General features: G+C 38.1%; 22 protein-coding genes. 5 read left to right on the top strand and 17 right to left on the bottom strand.

Annotation, left to right across the window (positions count from 1 at the left end; translation table 11 throughout):
* Positions 1-163: 163 nt before the first annotated feature.
* The 13 genes from MJY40_RS06240 to MJY40_RS06180 all read right to left on the bottom strand — a co-directional run bounded on the left by MJY40_RS06240 (position 164) and on the right by MJY40_RS06180 (position 14,568).
* Entirely contained in the window at positions 164-934 is a 771-nt protein-coding gene (locus MJY40_RS06240) for an HpcH/HpaI aldolase family protein (protein ID WP_317856131.1), read from the bottom strand.
* A gap of 202 nt (positions 935-1,136) precedes the next feature.
* Positions 1,137-2,816: a dihydroxy-acid dehydratase gene (gene ilvD / locus MJY40_RS06235; RefSeq protein ID WP_317856130.1), complete on the bottom strand. Its 1,680-nt coding sequence runs from the start codon at positions 2,814-2,816 to the stop codon at positions 1,137-1,139.
* Between the two features lie 281 nt (positions 2,817-3,097).
* The gene (locus tag MJY40_RS06230; RefSeq protein ID WP_317856129.1) at positions 3,098-4,033 is read right to left on the bottom strand and encodes an AEC family transporter; all 936 of its coding nucleotides are present in this window, start codon (positions 4,031-4,033) and stop codon (positions 3,098-3,100) included.
* A 63-nt stretch (positions 4,034-4,096) separates the two neighbouring features.
* Positions 4,097-5,056, bottom strand: a complete 960-nt coding sequence (locus tag MJY40_RS06225) for a phosphoglycerate dehydrogenase (protein ID WP_317856128.1) — start codon at positions 5,054-5,056, stop codon at positions 4,097-4,099.
* Entirely contained in the window at positions 5,043-6,443 is a 1,401-nt protein-coding gene (gene gndA, locus MJY40_RS06220) for an NADP-dependent phosphogluconate dehydrogenase (protein WP_317856127.1), read from the bottom strand. Before gndA ends, MJY40_RS06225 begins: the two co-directional genes overlap by 14 nt.
* A gap of 81 nt (positions 6,444-6,524) precedes the next feature.
* Complete coding sequence (locus tag MJY40_RS06215; RefSeq protein ID WP_317856126.1) at positions 6,525-7,148, bottom strand: bifunctional 4-hydroxy-2-oxoglutarate aldolase/2-dehydro-3-deoxy-phosphogluconate aldolase; 624 nt, start codon at positions 7,146-7,148, stop codon at positions 6,525-6,527.
* Positions 7,149-7,173: 25 nt separating this feature from the next.
* Positions 7,174-8,124 (bottom strand): phosphoglycerate dehydrogenase, encoded by a 951-nt coding sequence (locus tag MJY40_RS06210; RefSeq protein ID WP_317856125.1) that lies wholly within the window; start codon positions 8,122-8,124, stop codon positions 7,174-7,176.
* A gap of 15 nt (positions 8,125-8,139) precedes the next feature.
* The gene (locus tag MJY40_RS06205; RefSeq protein WP_317856124.1) at positions 8,140-8,778 is read right to left on the bottom strand and encodes a bifunctional 4-hydroxy-2-oxoglutarate aldolase/2-dehydro-3-deoxy-phosphogluconate aldolase; all 639 of its coding nucleotides are present in this window, start codon (positions 8,776-8,778) and stop codon (positions 8,140-8,142) included.
* A gap of 185 nt (positions 8,779-8,963) precedes the next feature.
* Positions 8,964-10,244, bottom strand: coding sequence for a TRAP transporter large permease (locus tag MJY40_RS06200; protein ID WP_317856123.1), 1,281 nt, complete (start codon positions 10,242-10,244; stop codon positions 8,964-8,966).
* Complete coding sequence (locus tag MJY40_RS06195) at positions 10,244-10,738, bottom strand: TRAP transporter small permease (RefSeq protein WP_317856122.1); 495 nt, start codon at positions 10,736-10,738, stop codon at positions 10,244-10,246. The genes MJY40_RS06200 and MJY40_RS06195 overlap by 1 nt, the downstream gene beginning before the upstream one ends.
* 128 nt (positions 10,739-10,866) lie before the next feature.
* Positions 10,867-11,937, bottom strand: a complete 1,071-nt coding sequence (locus MJY40_RS06190; RefSeq protein WP_317856121.1) for a DctP family TRAP transporter solute-binding subunit — start codon at positions 11,935-11,937, stop codon at positions 10,867-10,869.
* A 79-nt stretch (positions 11,938-12,016) separates the two neighbouring features.
* On the bottom strand, positions 12,017-13,435 hold the full coding sequence (locus tag MJY40_RS06185) for a gluconokinase (RefSeq protein ID WP_317856120.1): 1,419 nt from the start codon (positions 13,433-13,435) through the stop codon (positions 12,017-12,019).
* A gap of 116 nt (positions 13,436-13,551) precedes the next feature.
* Positions 13,552-14,568, bottom strand: a complete 1,017-nt coding sequence (locus tag MJY40_RS06180) for a zinc-dependent alcohol dehydrogenase (protein ID WP_317856119.1) — start codon at positions 14,566-14,568, stop codon at positions 13,552-13,554.
* A 465-nt stretch (positions 14,569-15,033) separates the two neighbouring features.
* Here MJY40_RS06180 and MJY40_RS06175 point away from each other — a divergent pair, with 465 nt between their 5' ends.
* The 3 genes from MJY40_RS06175 (at position 15,034) to sigK (ending at position 17,535) form a co-directional block, all read left to right on the top strand.
* The gene (locus MJY40_RS06175; RefSeq protein WP_317856118.1) at positions 15,034-15,726 is read left to right on the top strand and encodes a GntR family transcriptional regulator; all 693 of its coding nucleotides are present in this window, start codon (positions 15,034-15,036) and stop codon (positions 15,724-15,726) included.
* 19 nt (positions 15,727-15,745) lie between these two features.
* Positions 15,746-16,504: an SDR family NAD(P)-dependent oxidoreductase gene (locus MJY40_RS06170; protein WP_317856117.1), complete on the top strand. Its 759-nt coding sequence runs from the start codon at positions 15,746-15,748 to the stop codon at positions 16,502-16,504.
* A gap of 341 nt (positions 16,505-16,845) precedes the next feature.
* Positions 16,846-17,535, top strand: coding sequence for an RNA polymerase sporulation sigma factor SigK (gene sigK, locus MJY40_RS06165; protein WP_317856116.1), 690 nt, complete (start codon positions 16,846-16,848; stop codon positions 17,533-17,535).
* A 62-nt stretch (positions 17,536-17,597) separates the two neighbouring features.
* On the opposite strand, the gene MJY40_RS06160 is transcribed toward sigK, so the two are convergent.
* Genes MJY40_RS06160 through mltG form a run of 4 tightly spaced genes read right to left on the bottom strand, consistent with a single transcriptional unit; the run spans position 17,598 to position 21,480 of the window.
* Positions 17,598-18,023, bottom strand: a complete 426-nt coding sequence (locus MJY40_RS06160; protein WP_317856115.1) for a MarR family winged helix-turn-helix transcriptional regulator — start codon at positions 18,021-18,023, stop codon at positions 17,598-17,600.
* A 42-nt stretch (positions 18,024-18,065) separates the two neighbouring features.
* Positions 18,066-19,319, bottom strand: a complete 1,254-nt coding sequence (locus MJY40_RS06155; RefSeq protein ID WP_317856114.1) for a peptidase U32 family protein — start codon at positions 19,317-19,319, stop codon at positions 18,066-18,068.
* Positions 19,303-20,007, bottom strand: coding sequence for an O-methyltransferase (locus tag MJY40_RS06150; RefSeq protein ID WP_317856113.1), 705 nt, complete (start codon positions 20,005-20,007; stop codon positions 19,303-19,305). The genes MJY40_RS06155 and MJY40_RS06150 overlap by 17 nt, the downstream gene beginning before the upstream one ends.
* Before the next feature lie 18 nt (positions 20,008-20,025).
* Positions 20,026-21,480 carry an endolytic transglycosylase MltG gene (mltG, locus tag MJY40_RS06145; RefSeq protein ID WP_317856112.1) on the bottom strand — a complete coding sequence of 485 codons (1,455 nt, stop codon included), beginning with the start codon at positions 21,478-21,480 and terminating at the stop codon, positions 20,026-20,028.
* A gap of 365 nt (positions 21,481-21,845) precedes the next feature.
* On the opposite strand from mltG, the gene MJY40_RS06140 reads away from it, so the two are divergent.
* Together MJY40_RS06140 and MJY40_RS06135 are read left to right on the top strand one after the other, a co-directional pair.
* Positions 21,846-23,162, top strand: coding sequence for a bifunctional folylpolyglutamate synthase/dihydrofolate synthase (locus tag MJY40_RS06140; RefSeq protein ID WP_317856111.1), 1,317 nt, complete (start codon positions 21,846-21,848; stop codon positions 23,160-23,162).
* The gene (locus MJY40_RS06135; RefSeq protein WP_317856110.1) at positions 23,155-23,319 is read left to right on the top strand and encodes a hypothetical protein; all 165 of its coding nucleotides are present in this window, start codon (positions 23,155-23,157) and stop codon (positions 23,317-23,319) included. The genes MJY40_RS06140 and MJY40_RS06135 overlap by 8 nt, the downstream gene beginning before the upstream one ends.
* Position 23,320: the final 1 nt, after the last annotated feature.

The following is a 23,320-nucleotide window of genomic DNA, read 5'->3' as shown; positions in this document are numbered from 1 at the left end:
TGCGTTGGCGTATGCTTGTAGGGGATGGCGTCCCCGACATCCAGTCATAAACAGCCACTACACAAAATAAGCATAATCTCTGGTAGAATCCCTCTCAATTTACCTTCATAGAAAAAACAGCCTATCCACAATGGATGGGCTGTCTCTATATATTGCTGTATATTTATTTCAAATCGCTAACCACTTGGTTCAAAGCAGATATATAATGGTTGACATCCATGCTGACTGCAACACTATCAAAGCCATCTGCCAAGTTTTTCTTTGCTGCTTCTGTAGTTGCACAGAAAATCATAGTGAATTTACCTGCGTCTTTTGCTGCTTTCAAAATGCGTTCCAATGCTGCTTGGAATTCTGGTCTATCGAATTGCAAAGGAATCCCCATTGCTACAGACAAATCAAATGGACCTACAAAAATACCATCTACACCATCTATTTCCATGACTTCTTCAATGTGTTCCAAGCATCCCTTTGTTTCACATTGGGGAACCAGCAATGTTTTTTCATTACATTCTTTGAAATATCCATTGATATCTTGTTTTGCATGTTTTGCATATCCAAAACCAGCTCCACGCACAAATGCCAACCCACGATTGCCAAGTGGGTAATATTTGGTATATTCTACAAGTTTTTTCACTTGTTCTACTGTTTCAATCTGTGGAACCACTAAGCCTTTTGCACCAATGTCCAGCATTTTAGAAACAGATGCTCTGGTTGCATCTTTTGTACGTACAAAAGCAGTTCCATCATGAATCTCCATTGCTCGAAACAACTCTAATATGTTTTCTACTTCATATTTTCCATGTTCATTGTCAATGATGATATAGTCCAAATCGGAATATGCTGCTGCTTCTGCAACACAAGTACCACCCATTTCAAAAAAAGTACCAATTGTTTTCTGCCCTTGCTCTAATTTTTCTTTAAACGTATTTCTCATATGAATCTTCCCTCCACCTAACACAATCCTTTACCCTTATATTTTCGTTTTGATGTAGTTCAAATCTCTTTCACCCTGTAAATTCACTATACACCCCTCCAAGATTGATGTCAATACATTTCCACGCCAAGATATCATAAAAACAACATGATTTCATCATAAAAACCATGCACTACACAATGGTAATACATGGTTCTATTTGTTATTCTGCTCTGGTTGGAATCACTGCACCTTTGGAAGCAGATTGTACATTTTTATTGTATTGATACAAAAATCCTTTGACCACTGGTTGTTTTGCTCTGCATCCACTTGCACGTCTGGCAGCAAAATCCACATCTGCATCAATGGTTCCTCCAGTTACATCCACCGTAACCAAATCGCCATCTTCCAAATATGCAATATTGCCATCATCCGCAGCTTCTGGACACATATGACCTACAAAACAGCCATTGTTGGAACCTGAGAAACGTCCATCTGTAATGACACAGACTTTGTTGCCCAAATCCATACCCACCAACAATTTCATAGCTTTGTACATTTCAGGCATACCAGGTCCACCTTTTGGTCCTTCATTTCTAATGACCACAACTTCACCTGCTTCTACTTCATGGTTACGAATGCCACGAAGTGCATCTGCTTCACTTTCAAAAATCTTTGCTTTTCCTTGGAAATACAAAGCATCTTCTGGAATTGCAGAAGGTTTGGTGACAGAACCATCTGGTGCCAAATTGCCTGTTAAGATACCAATGCCACCTCTATGGTGTACTGGATTGTCCAATGGTCTGATGATATCGTTGTTGTAATTCTTTGCAGATTGCAAGTTTTCCGCAATGGTTTTGCCTGTGCAAGTCATTTGTTCCACATCCAATTTAGAAGAAAGTTCCTTCATAATGGCTTGTACACCACCTGCTTCATAGAAATCAAGCAACGTATATTGACCAGCTGGAATCATAGGCACCAAATGGGGAATGCCTTTTGCGTATTTGCCAAATTCATAGATATCAAAATCAATTTCACCTTCATAAGCAATTGCCAACAAATGCAAAACTGCATTGGTAGAGCCACCGATTGCAGAATTGACCTGTACTCCATTGAGAATTGCTTCTTTTGTGAGAATATCACGTGGTTTGATGTCTTTTTCTACCAAATTCATGACTGCTTTTCCTGTTTCATATGCCATAGCCAAACGTCTGCTATAGACTGCTGGAATTGCTGCTGCATCTGGCAAAGCCATACCCATAGCTTCTGCCAAACAACACATGGTATTCGCTGTTCCAAGCATTGCACAGGAGCCTGGTGTTGGCACTGCATTGTCCTCAATCCAATCAAATTCTTCTTGGGTGATAATGCCTGCTTTTAAAGCACCTTCTGATTGTTGGATGATGGAATGATCTATGTATTCACCACCATATGGATTGTTTTCTTTCATACGTCCTGGTAGAGTTGGTCCACCATTGATGAATACAGTTGGTACATTTAGACGCACTGCTGCCATCAACATACCAGGTACAATTTTATCGCAAGAGCCCACCAAAACCATACCATCCAAACGATGAGATTCCATCATAGTTTCAATTTCATTTGCCAAAACTTCACGTCCAGGCAAAATATGACGCATCCCTTTGTGACCCATTGCCACACCATCGCAAGCACCAATGACGCCAAATTCCACAGCCATACCACCATTTGCACAAATCCCTTCACGTACACGATCAGAAATTTGACGCAACAAGAAATGACCTGGACATACAGAATTATAGGCATTGACCACTGCAATGATTGGTTTTTCCATTTCGCCACTGGTGAATCCACTACTTTTGTACAAAGCTCTTACATTTGCCCATTCAGGCCCACGCAAGATATCTTGACTTCTTTGGAACATTCAAAAACCCCCTAAAATAGTCATTTTTTATAAAGATATATAGTTCTATTCCAAAACCAATGGGTAACCACATAGGGTTACCCCTACAGTCATCAATGCCATTTAGTTAAGAAAAAGACACTTAACTAAATAGCGACTAAAAGCTAAAAGTGAATGGTGAAGGACTATTTTAATCTTGGTTTTTTAGTCTTTCACCTTTCACACTTAGTCATTAGTCGTCATTAAGTCTTAACTTAATGACATTGCTACAGTCATCCATCGTTTTTTACTTTATGTAATTATTATAAGAACAATAAGAAGAACATTGGCATTGTGAAAATACAAAGCACTGTGGTTGTGAAAATATACTTAGAAGCCAATTCCACATCTGCGTCGTATTCTGCTGCAATGATGGCACACAATGCACCTACTGGTGTTGACAAACCAATGATAATAACACCCAAAATCAATGTATCGTGGATGAAATGCTTTAAAATCAAATACGCCAAAAGTGGCATAACCACCAATCGGAATACACTCAAAACATAAGCCCATTTTTCAGTAATTGCTTCTTTGAATGACAATTTACCCAAAACAGTACCCACATACATCATTGCCAAAGGTGACAACATACTGCCAACCATTTCCATGGAATCCCCAATGAAAGATGGTAGTTTGATACGAAATACAAATAAAATCAAACCAAGTATGGTCATGGAATTGACGGGTGCTTTCAACAAGCCAGCAAAATCAATTGCTTTCTTATCTTCTTTTTCACTACAACCATTCAAAATTACAACACCAAGTGTATAGGCTGTGATATTGAATGCAAAACTTGCAAATGCACAGTAGAATACGCTATTGCCACCAAAAATCAATGCAATGACAGGCACACCCATAAAGCCGATATTGGCAAACATACAACTGAAAATCCAAATGCCCTTTGCACTTTTGGACAAAGAAAATGCTTTTGCAGACAGCAATCCCACCACAAAACCCATCAAATGCATGATGATACAAGTTACAAATACAACCATTCCATCGTGGAACAATTGTGCTGTAAAATCAATTTGCAATGCATCGATCATAAAGCATGGAATGACTATTTTGGTTAGAAATCCAGATATACCATCCATAAACTCATTGCTCAACACTTGCTTTTTGCGACAAACATACCCTGTCACAAGCAACATGAACATAATCATCAACTTATCCAAAACTGTTAGAACTGCACCCATAGCATACTCCCCTTGCCTATTTTTCATTCGTTTAAAGTAAGAAATTACAATCTATAAAATCAATTAGTTTACTGCAAATTTACAAGAACCTTCTTTGTGCACATCCAAAATGTTTTGTGCTGCCATAAGACCCATTTTGCTGCTTGCTTCATAGGTTGCTGCACCAGCATGAGGTGTTACTGTACAATTTGGAAGTTCCAACAATTTGCTACCATATGGAGGTTCTTCCACAGTTGCATCCAAGCCAGCTGCACCAATAACGCCATCTTTGAGTGCATCATACAAATCGTCTTCGTTGATGATACCACCACGAGCTGTGTTGACAATAACCGCTTTGCTTTTCATGGTTGCAAAGGTTTCTTTGTTGAACATATTTTCTGTTTCTGCATTCAAAGGAGAATGAATTGTGATGAAATCGGATTCTTTGATAAGAGTTTCCAAATCCACATATTTTGCACCAGTTTCTGCAATAAATGCTTCGTCTTGGAATACATCATAGCAAAGGATGTTCATAGAGAAACCTCTACCACGTCTTGCAACACCTTTGCCAATTCTACCAGCGCCAATAACACCCAAAGTTTTTTCAAACATTTCTACACCTGTAGGACGTTGTTGGTTGCCATCTTTGATGCATTTATCCATGAAACCTACGTTTCTAGCTGCTGAAAGCATCAATGCCATTGCCATATCTGCAACAGAATCGCCATTTGCACCTGGTGTAATGGTCACTGTAATGCCTTGTGCACTGGCTGCTGCCAAATCCACTTTATCATATCCAACACCATAACGAGAAATGATTTTGAGTTCTTTTCCCTTTGCAATCAGTTCTGGAGAATATACTTCCAAACCAGCAATGATACCATATGCATCTACAATTTCTGTTTCGAGTTGTTCCAAGATTGGTCCATCTGCTGCCACCAATTTTTTCACTACAAATCCATTTGCTTCCAACAATTTTTGTGCTTTGTCATCTGCACTGCCAAAGGATCTTGCTGTTACCAAAATTTTATTACTCATTTTCATTTTCATTTCCTCCAATCCAATCTGTGTGGAAGTTACCTTCCATATCTATTCTTTCATATGTGTGAGCACCAAAACAATCACGTAGCGCCTGCACCATATTTACATTCATTTTTTCTGTTCTACAATTATCATAATAGGAAAGTACAGACAAATATGTTGGTACTGCAATGCCTGCTTTTATTGCAATCACTGCAATTTCACGTAAATCTGCTTCATATTTGGATACCACTGCAAATTCTTCTGACAACATAATGTTTTTGCTGCTTTTCTCCAATGCTTTTTGGATATCAGGCAACATTTTGCTACGAATGATGCAACCTTCTTTCCATAAAGACACTGCTAATGGTAAATTGATTTCCCAATTGTAGACTTCTGATGCTTTTGCAATCAAATCAATTCCTTGTGCATAGCAAGCAACCATGGAAAGATACAACGCATTACGCAATTTTTCTCCATGATTCTCCAAGGAAATGGTTTCTGTTTTGGCTTGCAAAATTTGGCTACCTGTTTTACGCATTTCTTTTTCTGCTGAAAAATATCTTGCAAATACAGATTCTGTGATAGTTGGAATGTAGACACCTCTTGCAATGCCTTCTTCCAAAGTCCAACTACCAGTACCCTTTTGTTTTGCAACATCCAAGATTTTATCCAACAAAGGCAAGCCATCTGCATCCTTTTTACCTAAGATTGCACCTGCAATTTCCACCAAATAGCAACCCACTTCTGTGTTTTGCCATTCTACAAATAATCTTGTGATTTCTTCTTGGGACAAAGAAAGTCCATCTTTCATAATGGAATACATGTCTGCAATGACTTGAATCATAGCGTATTCAATGCCATTGTGCACCATTTTCACATAATGACCAGCACCTTCTTTGCCAAGGTAGTCGCAACAATAGCCATCTTCTGTTTTTGCAGCAATTTTTTCTAAGATATTACCACAAGCGTTCCATGCCAATTTGTCGCCACCAGCCATCATACTAGGACCCAATAAAGCACCCAATTCGCCACCAGAAACGCCAACACCAAGGAATAACATACCTTCTTTTGCCATACGTTCACAACGTCTTTGGGTATCTTTGAAATGGGAATTCCCACCATCGATGAGAATATCCCCTGCATCCAACAAAGGAATCAAGCGTTCCATCACTTCGTCTGTTACAGAACCAGCTGTAACCATCATAAATATTGTTCTAGGGCTTTTCAAACTACGCACCATGTCTTCTTCTGTTTGGAAAACTGCGAACTCTCCTTCGGCTTGGAAACGTTCACGTTCTGCTTCTGATTTTCCATACAATGCGGTTGCAAATCCTTTGGAAATAAAGTTTTTACCAAGACTTGCGCCCATTACACCAAGACCATAGATTGCGATATCATATTGTTTCATAAGCATCCCTCTCTTTTGTAATAGCTAACTAAAACAATGGGCGAACACACAGGTCCGCCCCTACCATTTTAAATTTTATTCTTATTCATTCACCAAAGCCATAGCTTCAGCTGTCAATTTTGTGATTTCATCAAATTGTTTTGCTTGGATCATTGTATCTTTTACCATCCAGCTACCGCCACAAGCGATGATTTTGGAATTAGCAAGATATTCTTTGATATTTTTTGGACCAATACCACCTGTAGGCATGAATTTCAATTGAGGGAATGGACCACCCAATGCATTGACTGTGCTCAAACCACCATAGTTTTCTGCTGGGAAGAATTTCACAACTTCCAAACCAAATTCCAAACAAGCCATTACTTCAGAAGGTGTACACACGCCTGGGAAGATAGGAATGTTGTTTTCTTGTGCATATGCAACTACTTTTGCACTGAAACCAGGGGAAACAATGAATTTTGCACCTGCTTCAATTGCCATTTTTGCTTGTTCTACATTGATAACTGTACCAGCACCAACAATCATTTCTGGGATTTCTGCCATAGCTTTGATTGCTTCATAAGCTGCTGCTGTTCTAAATGTTACTTCTGCAATTGGCAAGCCACCAGCGATGAGTGCTTCTGCCAATGGTTTTGCATCTTCTACATTGTCGATTTTCACTACTGGTACTACTTTAAGTTTTGCTACTGCTTCGTTGATATTCATAATTTTATCTCCTTTTTTATATCGGTTATACGATTTTATAATTTGGTTCTTCACCAGCAAGTACCTTTGCCACATTTTCAGCACACACAATGCTGACTGCACTAATTGCTTCCAAAGAATACATACCGATATGGGGTGTTACCACAAAATTGTCCAATGTCAACAATGGATTGTCTTGTTGCATAGGCTCCACTTCCACAACGTCAATTGCACAACCACCCAAGTGACCTGCTGACATACATTTGTACAGGTCTTCTTCATTGATAATACCACCACGACTTGTGTTAATCAAGTAGCTTTCTGGTTGCATCATCATAATTCTTGCTTCGTCAAACAAATTTTTTGTACTATCCAACAAAGGGACATGAATGGAAACGATATCACTTTGTTTTGTCACGGTATCCAAGTCTGCAAGGGTTACATATTCTGCAAATTCTTCTGGCACTTCTGTTACAAACGGGTCATATGCCAAAACCTTCATAGAAAAGCCTTTTGCTCGTCTTGCTACATTTTTTGCAATGGCACCAAAGCCAACCAGACCCAATGTTTTTTGGTATACATCTTTTCCAATAAAGGATTTCCAAGCACCAGTATGCACTTGATTGTTGGTGAAAGAAACTCCTCTGGAAATATTGAGCATATGGGCAAATGCCAAGTCGGCAACTGCATTTGCGTTCATTGCAGGTACATTTGTGACACAGATACCCAATTCTTTTGCTTCTTCTAGGAAGATATTGTCAAGACCTGCTCCATGTTTTGCAATGAGTTTCAAATTGGGGCATTTTGCCATATCTTCTGGATAGAATTTATGTGCACCAATGACCAATGCATCGTATTCTGGGATTGCTTTTTTAAAAGCTTCTTCATCGAAATCGGTACCCATCAAAGTGTATTCGATGCCAGCTTCTTCCAAGATTGCAAATGGTTTTGGACTTGTTTTGCCAAAAGATCTGGATGTAATCAATACTTTTTTCATTTGTTTACCTCCAAATTATACCAAGCCATATTCCAAAGCCAATTGTTTGATGGCTTCGAAATCGCCTGCTTCAATTAATTTTTTGTTCACCAAGTTGCCACCAACACCAACGCCAACACAACCAGCATCAATAAAGGATTGATAGTTGGAAGCATCAATGCCACCTACAGCTGTAATGGGAATACCATCCAAAGGTCCCATAACTGCTTTTACATAGCCCAAGCCCAAAGATGCAGCAGGGAATAATTTGACAATATCTGCACCAGCTTTATATGCATCCAACGCTTCTGATGGTGTCACTGCTCCTGGAATGGAAATCATACCCAATGCTTTTGTTTCTTTGATGACATCTGCATCCACATTTGGGGAAATGATATAAGTTGCACCAGCTTCTTTTGCTCGACGTACATTTTCTGGTGTCAATACAGTGCCAGCACCAACAGCGATTTCATCCCCAAATGTTTCTGCAATCATAGAAATGGATTTCAAAGTATCCAAGGATTTTTCTTCGCTACTCATGCTGAAAGTGACTTCCACACAAGTGATACCGCCATCTTTCAAGGCTTGTACCGTTGGAATAATATCTTTGGAAGAAATGCCACGTACAATTGCCACTACTTTACCGTCAATTAATTTTTGCAATACCTTTGACATGATTATGCCTCCTATAGTTTTATCTATTGTACATTGAACACCAAAAGCACGTCACACATGAATTTGCAAAACTCTATTTGAAACGAGATTTGACAAGAGCCATGCATAACGTGCTGAAATGGATTGAATTTATAACAACTTTTCTCGTTTTTATATGAAACCTATAGATGTATGGTTTCTATTTCTTATGAGAAGAAAGTTGGTAAGAACAAAGTAATTGGAGAAATATATGTGATGAGCATCAAACAAACAATCATTACTGCAATGAATGGTATGATACCCTTCGTCACCGTTTCTAGTGGCTCTTCTCCTACCCTTGCTGCAACGAACAAGTTGATACCCAAAGGTGGTGTGATGAAACCGATAGCCAAGTTGACAACCATAAGCAAACCGAAATGAACAGGATTCATACCGATGGATGTTGCAACAGGCAAAAGGATTGGAGCCAATACCATGATAGCAGGTGTTGTATCCATGAAACAACCAACAAAGAGCAACAAAATGTTGATCAACAACAAGATCAAGTATTTGTTATCTGTTGCATTGATGATTGCATTTGTAATCATGTTAGGGATTTGTTCGATTGTAAGGATTTTTGTAAATGCTGTAGCACAACCCAAGATGATCATTGTGGTTGCAGTTGTGGAACAAGCATTGCCTACTGTTGCAAACAAACCTTTGAAATCCAATTCTCTATGGATGAATACACCACAAACGAAAGCATAAACAGCAGCAACACCAGCAGCTTCAGTTGGTGTGAAGATACCCGCATAGATACCACCCAAGATGATAACTGGGTTAATCAAAGCCCATTTTGCATCCCAAACAGCAGCCAATTTGTCTTTTGTTGTGTAAACAGTTTCGTCACCTTTCCAGCCTTGTTTTTTGCAGTAGAAGTAACAGAATGTCATCAAAGCTCCACCAATCAAGAAACCAGGGAAGAAACCTGCCAAGAACAAACTAGAGATAGATGTACTTGTGGACACACCATAGATAACCATTGGAATACTTGGAGGGATGATAACACCGATGGAACCAGCACATGCCACCAAAGCCAATGTGAATTTTTTGCTATAACCTTTTTCCAACATTGTAGGAACAACCATAGAACCTACAGCAGCAACAGTTGCAGGACCAGAGCCAGAAACCGCAGCAAAGAACATACAAACGATTACAGTAACGATAGCCAAACCACCAGTTACTCTACCGAAGAATACGTTACAAACATTCAAGATACGTTTGGATACACCACCAGCACCCATAAGCTCCCCTGCAAGAATGAACAATGGAATTGCCATGATTGGGAAGGAATCACAACCTGTGAACAACGCTTGGGGAATGTAGGATGGAGACAAACCTCTTGTAAATTGAATACTCAACAAAGATGCAAAACCAATACCAATACCAACTGGTACATTCAAGATCAAGAACAATGCAAGACCCCCGAATAATGCCAACATTACCATTAGATTTCGCCTCCTTCTACTTTACCAAGTGCTTTGATACGAATTACAATAACTTGCAATTGACGAATTGCTGTAAGGGCAAAGCCAACCATTGGTGCAGAATACATAAACCACATAGGAATACGAAGTGCAGGAGATGTTTGACCCAATTTCACCTGTTGCAATACAACGTCATATGCCAAATAAACAATAATAACAGAGAAAACAAAGAATAATATATCACCTAATATAACAACAAAAGGACGCACTTTTTTGGGGAATAGACCCAAAGATGCTTCGATTTTGATATGTTTCATAATTCGAGCGCCGTAGCTAATACCAATATAAATCATCCAAATAAATACATATCTTGCCAACTCTTCAGACCAACTCAAAGAGCTGTGGAACACATAACGCATAATTACTTGTACAAAGATAAGGATTGTCATTGTCATCATCAATAAAGAACATATTGTGATTTCAAATTTTTCATCCAAAAGTTTCAAAAACTTCATTTTTTCACCCATTTCTCATAAAATTCATTCCAATAGAAACAATAAGGACTTTGGCTCAGTCGCAACCTCACCAAAGCCCTTGTGTTCAATCACTTTTTATTGCATGTTCAATTGAAAATTGATTTGCATTATTGAGCCAACATTTCGTCCAAGTATTCTGGATGTTCCATGGAAGCTTTTACCAAATCGAATACTGCAGCATCGTTAGCAGCTTGTTGCCATTGTGCTTTTTCATCTGTTGTCAATTCAACAACTGTAGTACCAGAAGCTGCGAAACCTTCCAAGATTTCTGCTTCCAATTCTTGAGAGCGTTCTCTTTGATATGTTGTGGATTCAGCGGAAGCAGCCATGATAGCATCTTGTTGTTCTGCTGTCAAAGAGTTGAATTTATCCAAGTTCATACAAACGATGTATGGTGTGTAAACGTGTTGTGTCAAGGAAACGTAATCTTGCACTTCGTAGAATTTGTTTGCATCGATGATACCCAAAGGATTTTCTTGAGCGTCAATTGTACCTTGTTGCAAAGCTGTAAATACTTCTGTAAATGCCATTGGAGTTGGGTTAACGCCAAATGCAGACCAAGCAGACATATGTACTTCATTTTCCATTACACGAACTTTCATGCCAGCAACGTCAGCAGGAACTTTAGCTGCAACTTTATCATTTGTAAAGTTACGGAAACCATTTTCCCAGAATGCCAAACCTTTCAAGCCAATGCTTTCCATATCGGACAAGATTTTTTGACCAACTTCGCCATCCAATTTTGCATAAGCATCTTCGGAATTCATGAACAAGAATGGAGCATCAAACAAGTAGAAATCAGCATACATTGTAGCCAAAGGAGATGTGGAGGAAACACCGATATCGATGTTACCCATTACTGTTGTTTCGATAACTACACGGTCATCGCCCAACATATTGTCATCGAACAATTCGATGTTCAATGTGCCGCCAGATTGTTCTTCAGCGATTTGTTTGAACACTACACCAGCATCTTTACCAGATACAGATGTTACGTTAGAGAAGATAATATCTACAACTTCACCAGAAGCTGCTTCTTCTGTTACTGCTGCACTAGAATCTGCGCTTTCAGCTGGAGCTGCTGTTTCGGAAGAACTGCTGCTTCCACAACCTGCTACCACTGCAACTGTCATAACAGATGCCATTGCCATTGCTAAATTTCTTTTCCATTTCAACATAATTTTTCCCTCCTAGATTCTTAAATGTTGTCATTTATGTATAGTCGGATTTCTCCGTTACTATCTGTTTATTATACCATTAAACCTTTGTAATGCGATACCATTTCAAATATTCTTGGTATTTCTTTTGATAAAACTCTTTCATTTCTGGATTTGGTGTTACCACTTCAGTGGAATTGCTCTTGAAGTCCTTCGCATCTGGGAGAATACCCAAAAGCTCCATTCCCAAAGCCACACCACCAATCAGCGAACTATGTTCCACTTCATCCACTGTCAATTCTTTTTGGAAAATATCTGCACACATTTGTGTCCAAATTTTGGAACTCATGATTCCACCAGAAAGCATTACTTTCTTAGGCTCTCCATTGAGTGCAACCAATTCTTCATAGCATTGGAACAAATTGAACAAAATCCCTTCTTGGATTGCACGATAGGAATCGTATATTGTATGATGTGGTTTCACACCAACAAATCCACCATTACGATCATCATCCCAACCTGGACATCTTTCGCCAAATAAGAATGGTAAGAACACTGGAACATCCTCAATATTTTTGCAACCTGCTTCCATTTCTGCATAGGAAACCTTGTTTTCAAAATAATTTTTTCTAAACCAATCGATACAGTTGCAACATCCACTTGTTGCTGCTCCACTGAGCCAAGCTTTTGGTGAAACATAACACCATGTACTTGGTTCTTTTGGCAATACCGGTGCTGCTGTTGTCATACGCAAAGCTCCACTGGTACCAACTGAGAATGTCATAACTCCTTCTTCAATTGCACCTGAACCAATTTGGTTCAAACCACCATCGGAGTTGGTTGCAATGACTGGAATTCCTTCTGTAAGACCCAAAAGTTCTGCACCTTCTTTGTGCAAAGGCATTGCATCACGATAGGTAATGATTTTTGGCAATTGTTCCATGGAAATACCGTTTGCTTCTAATATTTCTGGATCAAATTGCTTTGTATGTGTATTCATAAGACCTGTGCCTGATGCCACACAATCGGAAATCACCCATTCGCCAGTCAAACGATATGTATTATATGTTCCTTGACCAACAAAGCGATATTTTTCTACTGCATAACCCATTTTTTGCAAAAGCTTAATTTTAAACACAGGATAGATGGCATTGACCATACAACCTGTTTTTTGATAAAACCAATTTGTGTATTCTTTATCTTTGCGTAATTCTTTGCAAATATCTGCCGCACCTGTAAAAGACCAAAGGTATACAGGTGTTTGTGGCTCCATATTTTCATTGCAAAGCATCAAACTATGCCAAGTTCCACCAAGGGAAATCGCATCAATTTGCAAACCCATACACAATTTTTTACCCAATGCAGCAGTTTGTTCAAATACCTTTTGTGCATCATGGATGGTTACATCCGTATGTTCAAATACATATGGTACAGATTCCACTTGAAATTCATTGGTTTCTGTATCGTATACCATTGCTTTTGCAGAGGTTGTACTGGATTCCAATACCAATATTTTCATTTACATCCCCTCCAAAATTTTCATTTATTTCCCAATATTTCATGTTCCCTGTAAATGCAATCTTCGACAATCATACACCTACAATTTATAGATTACTTCCTTACTATAGACTATTCTCAAAAGTCTTGGCAATCCACCAATACTTTACAAGTTCCATTAGAAGCATCTGCAATCATATCAAATACGCCAGGAGCTTCTTTCATTGAAACCACATGAGATACGATTTTTTCCAATTCATCATTGATTTGTGCAGAATATTCAACAGATTGTCTGAATTCTTCTTTTGTGTACACACGAGTACCAACCATAGTTTGTTCTTTGAAGTTCAAACCTTGTAAGTTGACAGCATGTGGATATTTGTGAACAGAAGTCATGCAAATCATACCACTGACTCTTGTGATATCGGTTACTTGCATTGCTGCAATTTCAGCACCAGCACATTCAAAAGTGATATCTGCACCTTCACCATCTGTAGCAGCTTTGACAACAGATTCCAAACTTTCATTTTTTACGTTTACAGGAATCATACCCAATTCCGCTGCTCTAGCCAATTTTTTATCATCTACATCAGAGATAAAGACTTTCGCTGCACCCATTTTCACAAGCATCATACCAGTGATCATACCAATTGGACCTGCTCCAATGACTGCACATACATCCAATGCTTTCATTTTTGCTTGGTGAATGGAACGTACAATTACTGCCAACGGTTCAATGACTGCTGCCGCTTTATCAGAAACACCATCAGGCACTTTGAACATAAGATCTTCATCTACATAAGCATATTCACAAAGACCACCATCAACATCAATACCGATGAGACCCAATGTGTTACAGACATGTGCATTTCCACTTCTACAAGCCAAACAATGATCACAAGAAATCAATGGATATGCTACGACTCTATCGCCTTTTTTGAATTTGGCACCATCTTCTTCCACTGTACCTACAAATTCATGACCCAGAATCAAAGGAGCTTTTGCTCTTGGATGAGTCCCTACATATATACCCATATCAGAACCACAGATGCCACAGTATTTCATTTTGACTTTGACTGCGCCTTCTTTTGGTTGTGGTGCTGGCATATCCAAAACTTCTGCTACTTTAGGGCCTGTATAAACCAATGCTTTCATAATGTAATCCCCGCTCTCTTAAAATCTTTTAAAGGTTAAAAAAAATCTTTTGCATTCACATAAATATTTTATTAATTAAATTATATGTTTTTAATGCAAACAAGTCAATAATGCATACTGACAAGATTTTGCCATCATTTTTGTGCAAAAATACCACAAAAAACATAGTTTTATCCTATATTTTCAAATTTACTTATTTTTCACTAAAAATTTATTATCATTCTTATACAATCCTTATATTGACAAAAATAATTTTCTTCTTTACATTTAATATATATTATAAATCGAAATAAATTTTATTTGAATCATAAAAGATTTTGTTTTTCTTTCTTTTTTCACTTTTCAGACATGATTTTCACTGTTATACTATATATAATATATAAATTATAAGGAGTTTGGTAAAAAAAGGTGATATATTAGATTTTTTTGGTTACAAATATAAATTTATTTTAGAAAGGATATATTATGGCGAAAACAACAATCAAAACCACATTGGCAGATACCATCTATTTTAAAATCAGAGAAGAAATCACGCAACATAATTTAAGACCTGGGGATAAAATCAACATCAAAGAGTTGGCAAAACAATTTGGTGTCAGTGAAACACCTGTCAAATTTGCTCTCAACCGTTTGATTTCCGAAAATATCATTGATAACTTTCCAAGACAGGGTATGCGTGTCCATGGTGTCACTGCACAAGAGGTGGATGAAATCTTTGACGCTCGTTTGATGTTAGACTTATATCAAATGAAACAAGTCATTATGACCGTTACCTTCAATAACAATTTAAAAGAAGAAATGTACGCAAATATTGAAGAACATTTGGAATTGGTCACAAACCTATGTCCAGAATCTCCTGTTGAGGATTATATTCGCAACTATGATTTGGATTTGAAATTCCATGAATTGTATCTGAAATGTACTGGCAATCATAAGTTGTTGGATATTTTCAACTATATCAATCCTTTCCTCTACTCCAACTTTATTTTTAAAAGACAATCCAAAAACAAAGATGTGAGTGGTGTTTTGGAACACAAAATGATTTATGAAGCAATTATCAATGAGGATGAGGTTTCTTTGCAAAAAGCACTCACCATACATAACATCAATGCAAAAACAGCAATTGGCTTGATTCTAAAGGTGGATCAGTTGATTTGACAATGAGAGGAGATTTACAATGAATTTATTTGATTTGACAGGTAAAAAAGCAATTGTAACAGGTTCTACAAGAGGTTTGGGCAAAGGTATGGCAGAAGGTTTGTTGGAAGCTGGTGCCGAAGTTGTAATTATGGGTACTTCTGCAAAAGCTCTGGAAGTTGCTGCTGAATACACTGCACAAGGTTATGTTTGCCACGGTGTTGCTTGTAATTTGGGTGATAGAGAAGACTTGAAAAAAGGCTTTGCAGATGCAATGGCTCTTTTGGGTGATCATCTTGATATTTTTGTAAATGCTGCTGGTATCCAAAGACGTAACTTCTGTGAAGATTTTACTTTGGAAGACTGGGATGCTGTTATTGATGTAAACTTGAACGCAGTATTCATGCTTTGCCAATTGGCAGGTCGTGAAATGATCAAAAATGGTTATGGTAAAATCATCAATGTCGCTTCTATGTTGAGTTTCTTTGGTGGATTCACTGTTCCTGCATATGCTGCTTCCAAAGGTGCTGTTGCACAATTGACAAAAGCACTTTCCAATGAATGGGCAAGCAAAGGCATCAATGTCAATGCTGTTGCTCCTGGATATATGGCAACCGATATGAACACAGCTCTTTTGGCTGATGAAGGTAGAAATACTGAAATCACTGGTAGAATCCCTGCAAAACGTTGGGGTACTGGCGATGATATGAAAGGTATTACTGTTTTCTTGTCTTCTGCTGGTTCTGACTATTTGAGCGGTGCTGTAATCCCTGTTGATGGTGGTTATTTGAGCAAATAAGCTCAATTCCCATATATAAAATACCCTTAGAAACATCCTCTTCAAAAAACTCCAAGCGTCTTATGCCAAACGTTTGGGGTTTTTTAATTTCTTTCAATTGCAGATAAAGAACTCCAGAAACGATTATGTAGGGAATGGTCTTGACCATTCCGCCATCCAATGCAATTCTGTCTCTAAGATGCGGAACAGTCAAGACTGTTCCCTACAATATACCTCAAACATCTATACCGACCAAATATATCCCTTTTCTTTCACTGATATTTCTATTTTTTTCACAAGACACGCACAAAGAACTTTTCCACTCCATAGACTGAATCAATAGCACTTTTGGAGGTGGAAATTTGCCATTTTTATTTCTTGCAAGTCTATCTTTTCTTTGTTTTGGATTTTCTGGTTCTGGAGTCTTTCCAAAACCGCTGACAAAAGAAGAAGAAGAACGTTGGATTCAACTTTTGGAAAATGGTACCCTGGATGAAAAAAAAGCTGCCAAAGAGAAATTGATTCTACACAACCTACGTTTGGTGGCACACATCACAAAAAAATTCAATCTAGCCACAAAAGATACAGAAGAACTGATTTCTATTGGAACTGTTGGTTTGATGAAAGCTGTTGATGGTTTCGATTCCTCCAAAAATGTGCGTTTGGTTTCCTATGCAGCCAAGTGCATTCAAAACGAATTGCTTATGTGGCTGAGAAATACAAAAAAATCACAAAATGACATATCTTTACAAGAGCCCATTGGTTCAGACCGTGATGGCAACGAAATTGTTATGTTGGATATCATCACCAGCAATACCCCTGATTTTGCAGATGCTTTGGACTTCAATATCCAATCCAAAAAGATGTTACTTGCCATCCAAAAGGTTCTGACCAAACGAGAACAAACCGTCATTGTTTTGCGATATGGTCTTGGAACATATGACAGGTTGACCCAACAAGAAATTGCAGATATATTGGGTATTTCCAGATCTTTTGTCAGCAGAATCGAAAAAAAATCCCTCAAAAAATTGAGAGATTCCCTTTCCAATTGATATGCACTTGTTGCAACAGGGCTACTGCCCTGCTACATATGATTCACTTCTATTGTTCTTTCTTATACAAAATGCTTAGCGTCTGCAATGATACGCAAGTTGTTTTTCAAAACAAGAATTTCTTCTTCTGTAAAACATTTCAAAACTTCTTCATTTACATCGTCAATGATTTTTGTGATAGGCTCTTCCAAAGCTTTTCCTTTTTCGGTTGGTACCACACGCACTTCACGTCTATCTTCTTTGTTGATGACACGGTCAATCAACCCTTTTTTCTGCATACGATCCAACACACCAGAAATTGTAGATGTTTCCAAACACAAAATTTCTGAAATTTGTTTGGGTGTTGCAAATTCTCTTTGCCACAAACAGCTTAAAACTCCATATTGAGAAGGTGTTACATCGTGTTCTGCCAATTTGGCATTCAAATGCTGAAATACAGCATGTTGTGCAGTTGTCAACAAATAATTGATACATTGTGTCAATTCCATAATTTAACCCTTATCCTTTTCTCTAATTCCCTCTACAATCCCTTACGCTTCTTCATTTGTTGCTTTTCGCATCATATCAAAACTTGCAACTGGTTTGTCAAATTTCACTTTGAGCATTTGTTGTGGATGTGGCGCCACTTCTACAGGATCACCTGTTTTTGCATCCCACATTGCTTCCACCACCATTGCAAAACTTTTTCCATTTGCTGGCATAACTTCAATTTCTTCTCCAACAGAGAATTTATTTCTTTGTTCCACAAGTGCAATTCCTGTTTCTGGATCTGATGGTTCTTGCACCACACCAATGAAATCAAATCCACGGATATAGCTATTATTGGTATAGACTTGTTGGTCACCATCTGGTTTTCCATAGTAGAATGCAGATGTATATTCTCTATGACTTGCTTTGGAAACTTCCTCCATATAATATGGAATATTGGCTTCATACAACGCTGGATCTTCAAAATAATCATCAATTGCTTGACGATATGCTTTCACTACAGTGCCCACATAGAAAGGTGTTTTGATTCTACCTTCAATTTTCAAACTGACAATGCCTGATTCCAAAATATCAGGAATTGCATCAATCATACACAAATCTTTGGAGTTGTAGATATATGTGCCACGTTCATTTTCTTCCACTTGCATATATTCACCAGGTCTATTTTCTTCCACAAGATGATATTTCCATCTACAAGGATGTGCACAGGCACCTTTGTTGGCGTCACGACCAGTCAAATAGTTGCTGAGCAAACATCTACCAGAATAGGAAATGCACATTGCACCATGTACAAAGGCTTCAATTTCCATATCTTCTGGAATTTGATTGCGTACCTCTTTGATTTCTGTGAAGGACAATTCCCTTGCAACCACCACACGTCTAGCACCCAATTCATACCACATATTGGCACTGCGATAGTTGGTGTTGTTTGCTTGTGTGGAAACATGCACTTCCATATTGGGTACCACTTCTCTAGCAACTGAGAACACACCCAAGTCTGAAATAATGAGAGCATCCACTCCAATTCGTTCCACATCTTTGAAATATTCAGCCATACCATCAAAATCTTGGTTATGTGCGAAAATATTGGCTGTTACATATACCTTTACACCATGTTCATGTGCAAATTTCACACCTTCTGCCATGGTATCGATATCAAAGTTTTTTGCTTTGGCACGCAAACCAAACTCTTCTCCACCAATATACACAGCATCTGCACCATAGAGCACAGCTATTTTCAGTTTTTCCAAATCACCTGCTGGTGCAAGGAGTTCTGGTTTATTGATCTTCTTCATTTTGTTCTACTCCTTCAACTTCCACTTCCATTGCTGTTTCTTTTATTTTGTAACACAAAGCCACACCATCACCAATGGGAATGATACTGGTTTCCAATGCTTCGTGATGGGAAATATCCCATAGAAAAGTTCCCAATCGTTTGTGAATGGTTCTTTGACGTCTTGGCACACTGAACCTTGTTTGCGCAATGGTTCCACCTTGTAATACATCATCCACAATGAGCAATCCACCAACTGGCAACAGACGCAAGCAATGTGGCAAGAAATTGCTATATTGCCCCTTTGCTGCATCCATAAAAATCACATCATATGGTTCTTTAAGGGTTGGCAAAATATCTGCTGCATCCCCTTCCAAAATGGTTATGGTATCTTCCAAACCCATGCGTGCTATATTTTTTCTTGCATCTTTGAGCATCACTTCAAAGCGATCAATGGTATGAATACAACCATCTTCTTGCAAATACTGTGACATCAAACTGGAAGAAAATGCAACTGCTGTACCAATTTCCAAAATTCGTTTTGGTTTTTTCATGGACAGCAACACTGAAAGAAATCTTGCCACCTCATGGGGTACAATTGGCACATCTGCTGCAATGGCTTCTTTTTGAATTTCACCCAAAACACCATCGTACATTGGTTGAATGGTACGTAAAAAGGTGTTCATGGTATCATCTGTTACATAATTCATAATCTATCTCCTAGTCTCTTAGCTGTTTTGGTAATTGTTTTTCGCAACTAAGAAATCGTCATAATTTTCGAAGTACAAGTGGTTGCTTTGACCTTTTGCTTCCACTACATAGTAAATATAGTTGTGGTCTTCTGGATACAATGCCGCTTCAAAGGAGCTTGCACCTGGATTGGAAATTGGTCCAATTGGAAGCCCTGTCACTTTGTATGTATTGTATGGGGAATCCACTTCCAAATCTGTATAGGTTACATCTTCTTTGATGATACCCATTGCATACAATACTGTTGCATCCATTTGCAAAGGCATTCCAGATTCCAAACGATTGCGAATAACACCAGAAGCAATTGCACGTTCATCTGCCACTGCAATTTCTTTTTCAATGATAGATGCCATTGTCACATATTCATCCAAGGTATATTCCCCTTGTGCCACAAGTTCACGATATGCTTCGTTGTACATTGCATCAAATCCATCCAACATCACTGTTACCACATCATAAGCAGTTGCATCATCTGTGATGTAGTAGGTGTTCGGGAATAGATATCCTTCTAAGCGATAGTCACGATCTGGCAAACCTTCCAAGAAATCATAATCATATACATCTTCGTTGGCAGCAGCAATGAATTCTTCTGTGGTACAAATACCTTCAGATTCCAATTTTTCTGCAATTTGCAATGTATTGTATCCTTCTGGAATTGTGAATTTCACATCGCCATCGTATACCACACCATTTTGCAACATTTCCATAATTTCTTCTGAAGTAAGACCAGTATCAATATGGTATGTACCTTGTTTGAATGTACCATCATATCCATCAATACGACTCTTGATACGGAATATCCAAGTATCGTTAATCAATTGATTTTCTTTCAAAATTTCTGCAATTGCAATGGTAGATGCACCTTCTGGAATGACAATTTCCACTTCAATACCAGTCAAAACAGTTTCTTTACCAGAATCTTGCATAAATTCAGACATGGTAATGAAAGATGCATAGCAAGCAATCAAAGAAAGTACCACTAAAATGATAAAGAAACGGAAACGTCTCAAATGTGGATTCAAAGGTTTGCGTTTTTTACCTTTGCCAAATCGGCCCTTTTTGTCAGTTTGTGGCTCAAATTCTTCCTCTTCATATGCATCATATTCCATATGTTGCACTGGTTGTGGTTTTGCATGTGCTACATCTCTTGCAACAGAACGTCTTGGCACATATTGTCCCTCTGCTCTTGGAGCACGTACACTTCTAATCTCTTCTGCATACTCTTGTCTTGGTGCAGAATATTCTTCTCGTCTATACTCTTGTCTTGGTGTAGAGTACTCTTCTCGTCTATATTCCTGTCTTGGTGTAGAGTACTCTTCTCTTGTATATTCTTGTCTTGGTGTAGACCGTTCTTCTCTTGTATGTCCATATTCACCACGTGGTTCTCTTTTGATGCTACTCAAATCACTTGATGATTTTCTTTGCTCGTCCATGATTTACCTCCTAAATCTACATAATCCCTTATATTATACAATTTTATTTCTTTCTACACAACCTTATTTTCAAATAGTATGAAATTTCTTGTGTTTATTTCGCTTTTCTTAAGAATATTGCAGATTTTCTGATTTTGCGATACAATAATACATATATCCTAATTAAAGATTAAAGGTGCTATATATTTTGTAGGGTACGCATTGTATGCGTATCGAAAGCGGAATGCATACAATGCATTCCCTACGTAATTCAGAAATGTTTATACTTATTAGGTCTTGTTATCTTGATTAGGAGATATATATTAGAAAAACCCCTTAGAATACACATACAAAAATCACCTTTCTATATCAATAGGAGAATATATATGAATTACATTGAAAGTATACAATTTTTGGAAACAGAAATCGGTTTTGCCTCTTGTCCTGGTTTGGAACGTGTTGCAGAACTTTTGAAACGTATGGGCAACCCACAGAATTCTCTTTCCATCACCCATGTTGCTGGAACCAATGGAAAAGGTTCTGCCACTGCAATGCTTTCTTCCATTTTGCAAGAAGCAGGCTACAAAACTGGTGCTTATACTTCACCACATTTGGAACGTTACAACGAACGTTTTGTCATCGATGGCGTAGAAATTACAGATGATGACTTTTCTGAAATCATAACCGAAGTACGCACACATTGGGAAGAAATGAAAGCAGAAAATTTGGATTTGCCCACTCTTTTTGAAGTGGTGACAGTTGCTGCTTTTTTATATTTTGCAAAAAAACAAGTGGATGTTCTTATTTTGGAAGTGGGACTTGGTGGTAGATTTGATGCAACAAACATTGTAGAAACACCACTGATTTCCTTAATTATGTCCATTAGCATTGACCATACAGATTTCCTAGGAAATACTCTAGGTGAAATTGCAAAAGAAAAAGCAGGAATCATTAAGAAAAATTGTCCTGTGGTCTTGTATTCACAAGAGGAATTGGTATATAATATAGTACAGAATACTGCAATTTTATTGGATGCACCTTTTCATATGGTGGAAGAACCTACTGTTATCATCCATTCAGAAACATTGGAGGGCACTTGTTTTTCTGTGCATACCAAGGATTTTGCTTATAAACAAATTACATTGTCCCTTTTGGGCAAACACCAAGTACAAAACTGTATTGCTGTTTTGGAAACATGTTTTGTTTTGCAAGAAAAAGGTTTATGCATTACACAAGAACATGTGATTTCTGGTCTGGCAAAAACCAAATGGGCTGGTCGCCTAGAAATAATTGGACAAGAGCCACTTTTGTTGATTGATGGTGCCCACAATCGTGATGGCATCTATCGTTTGTCTGAATGCATTGCCACCTATTTCACCGACAAACAAATCACCTTGGTTCTTGGTGTTTTAGGTGATAAGGAATATGAAGATATGGCAAATTCTATTTTGCCCTATGCAAGTCGTGTCATTTTGACAGAGCCACATAGTCACCGTAAATTGGCTGTTGGTTCCTTGGCAGAAGTAGCACAAAAGTTTGAAATACCTATGTTTTTAGAAGAAATCATTGAAAACGCTATAGACAAAGCCATCTCCATCACACCAAAGGATGACGTTATTTTATGTTGTGGTTCTTTATATTTGATTGGAGATATTCGTAAATATATATTATCGACTAACAGAGGAGGTACTTCCCATGTTTAATTTCAAAGACGAACTTTCCAGATACCAACCTTTGCTTGAATTGGATGAAATCGAACACTCTCTACAATCTTCACAGCTTAAGGATTTGGTAGATATTTTAGATCATATTGCAAAAAACAGTGGCAACCCCTTGGAAATGGATGCAAAGGAGGACTAAT

It is taken from the genome of Chakrabartyella piscis (assembly GCA_030067835.1).
In the GTDB taxonomy this organism is placed as follows: domain Bacteria; phylum Bacillota; class Clostridia; order Lachnospirales; family Anaerotignaceae; genus Chakrabartyella; species Chakrabartyella piscis.
The sequence above is the reverse complement of the archived record's forward strand: the minus strand, read 5'-3'. Positions and strand labels throughout refer to the sequence as shown.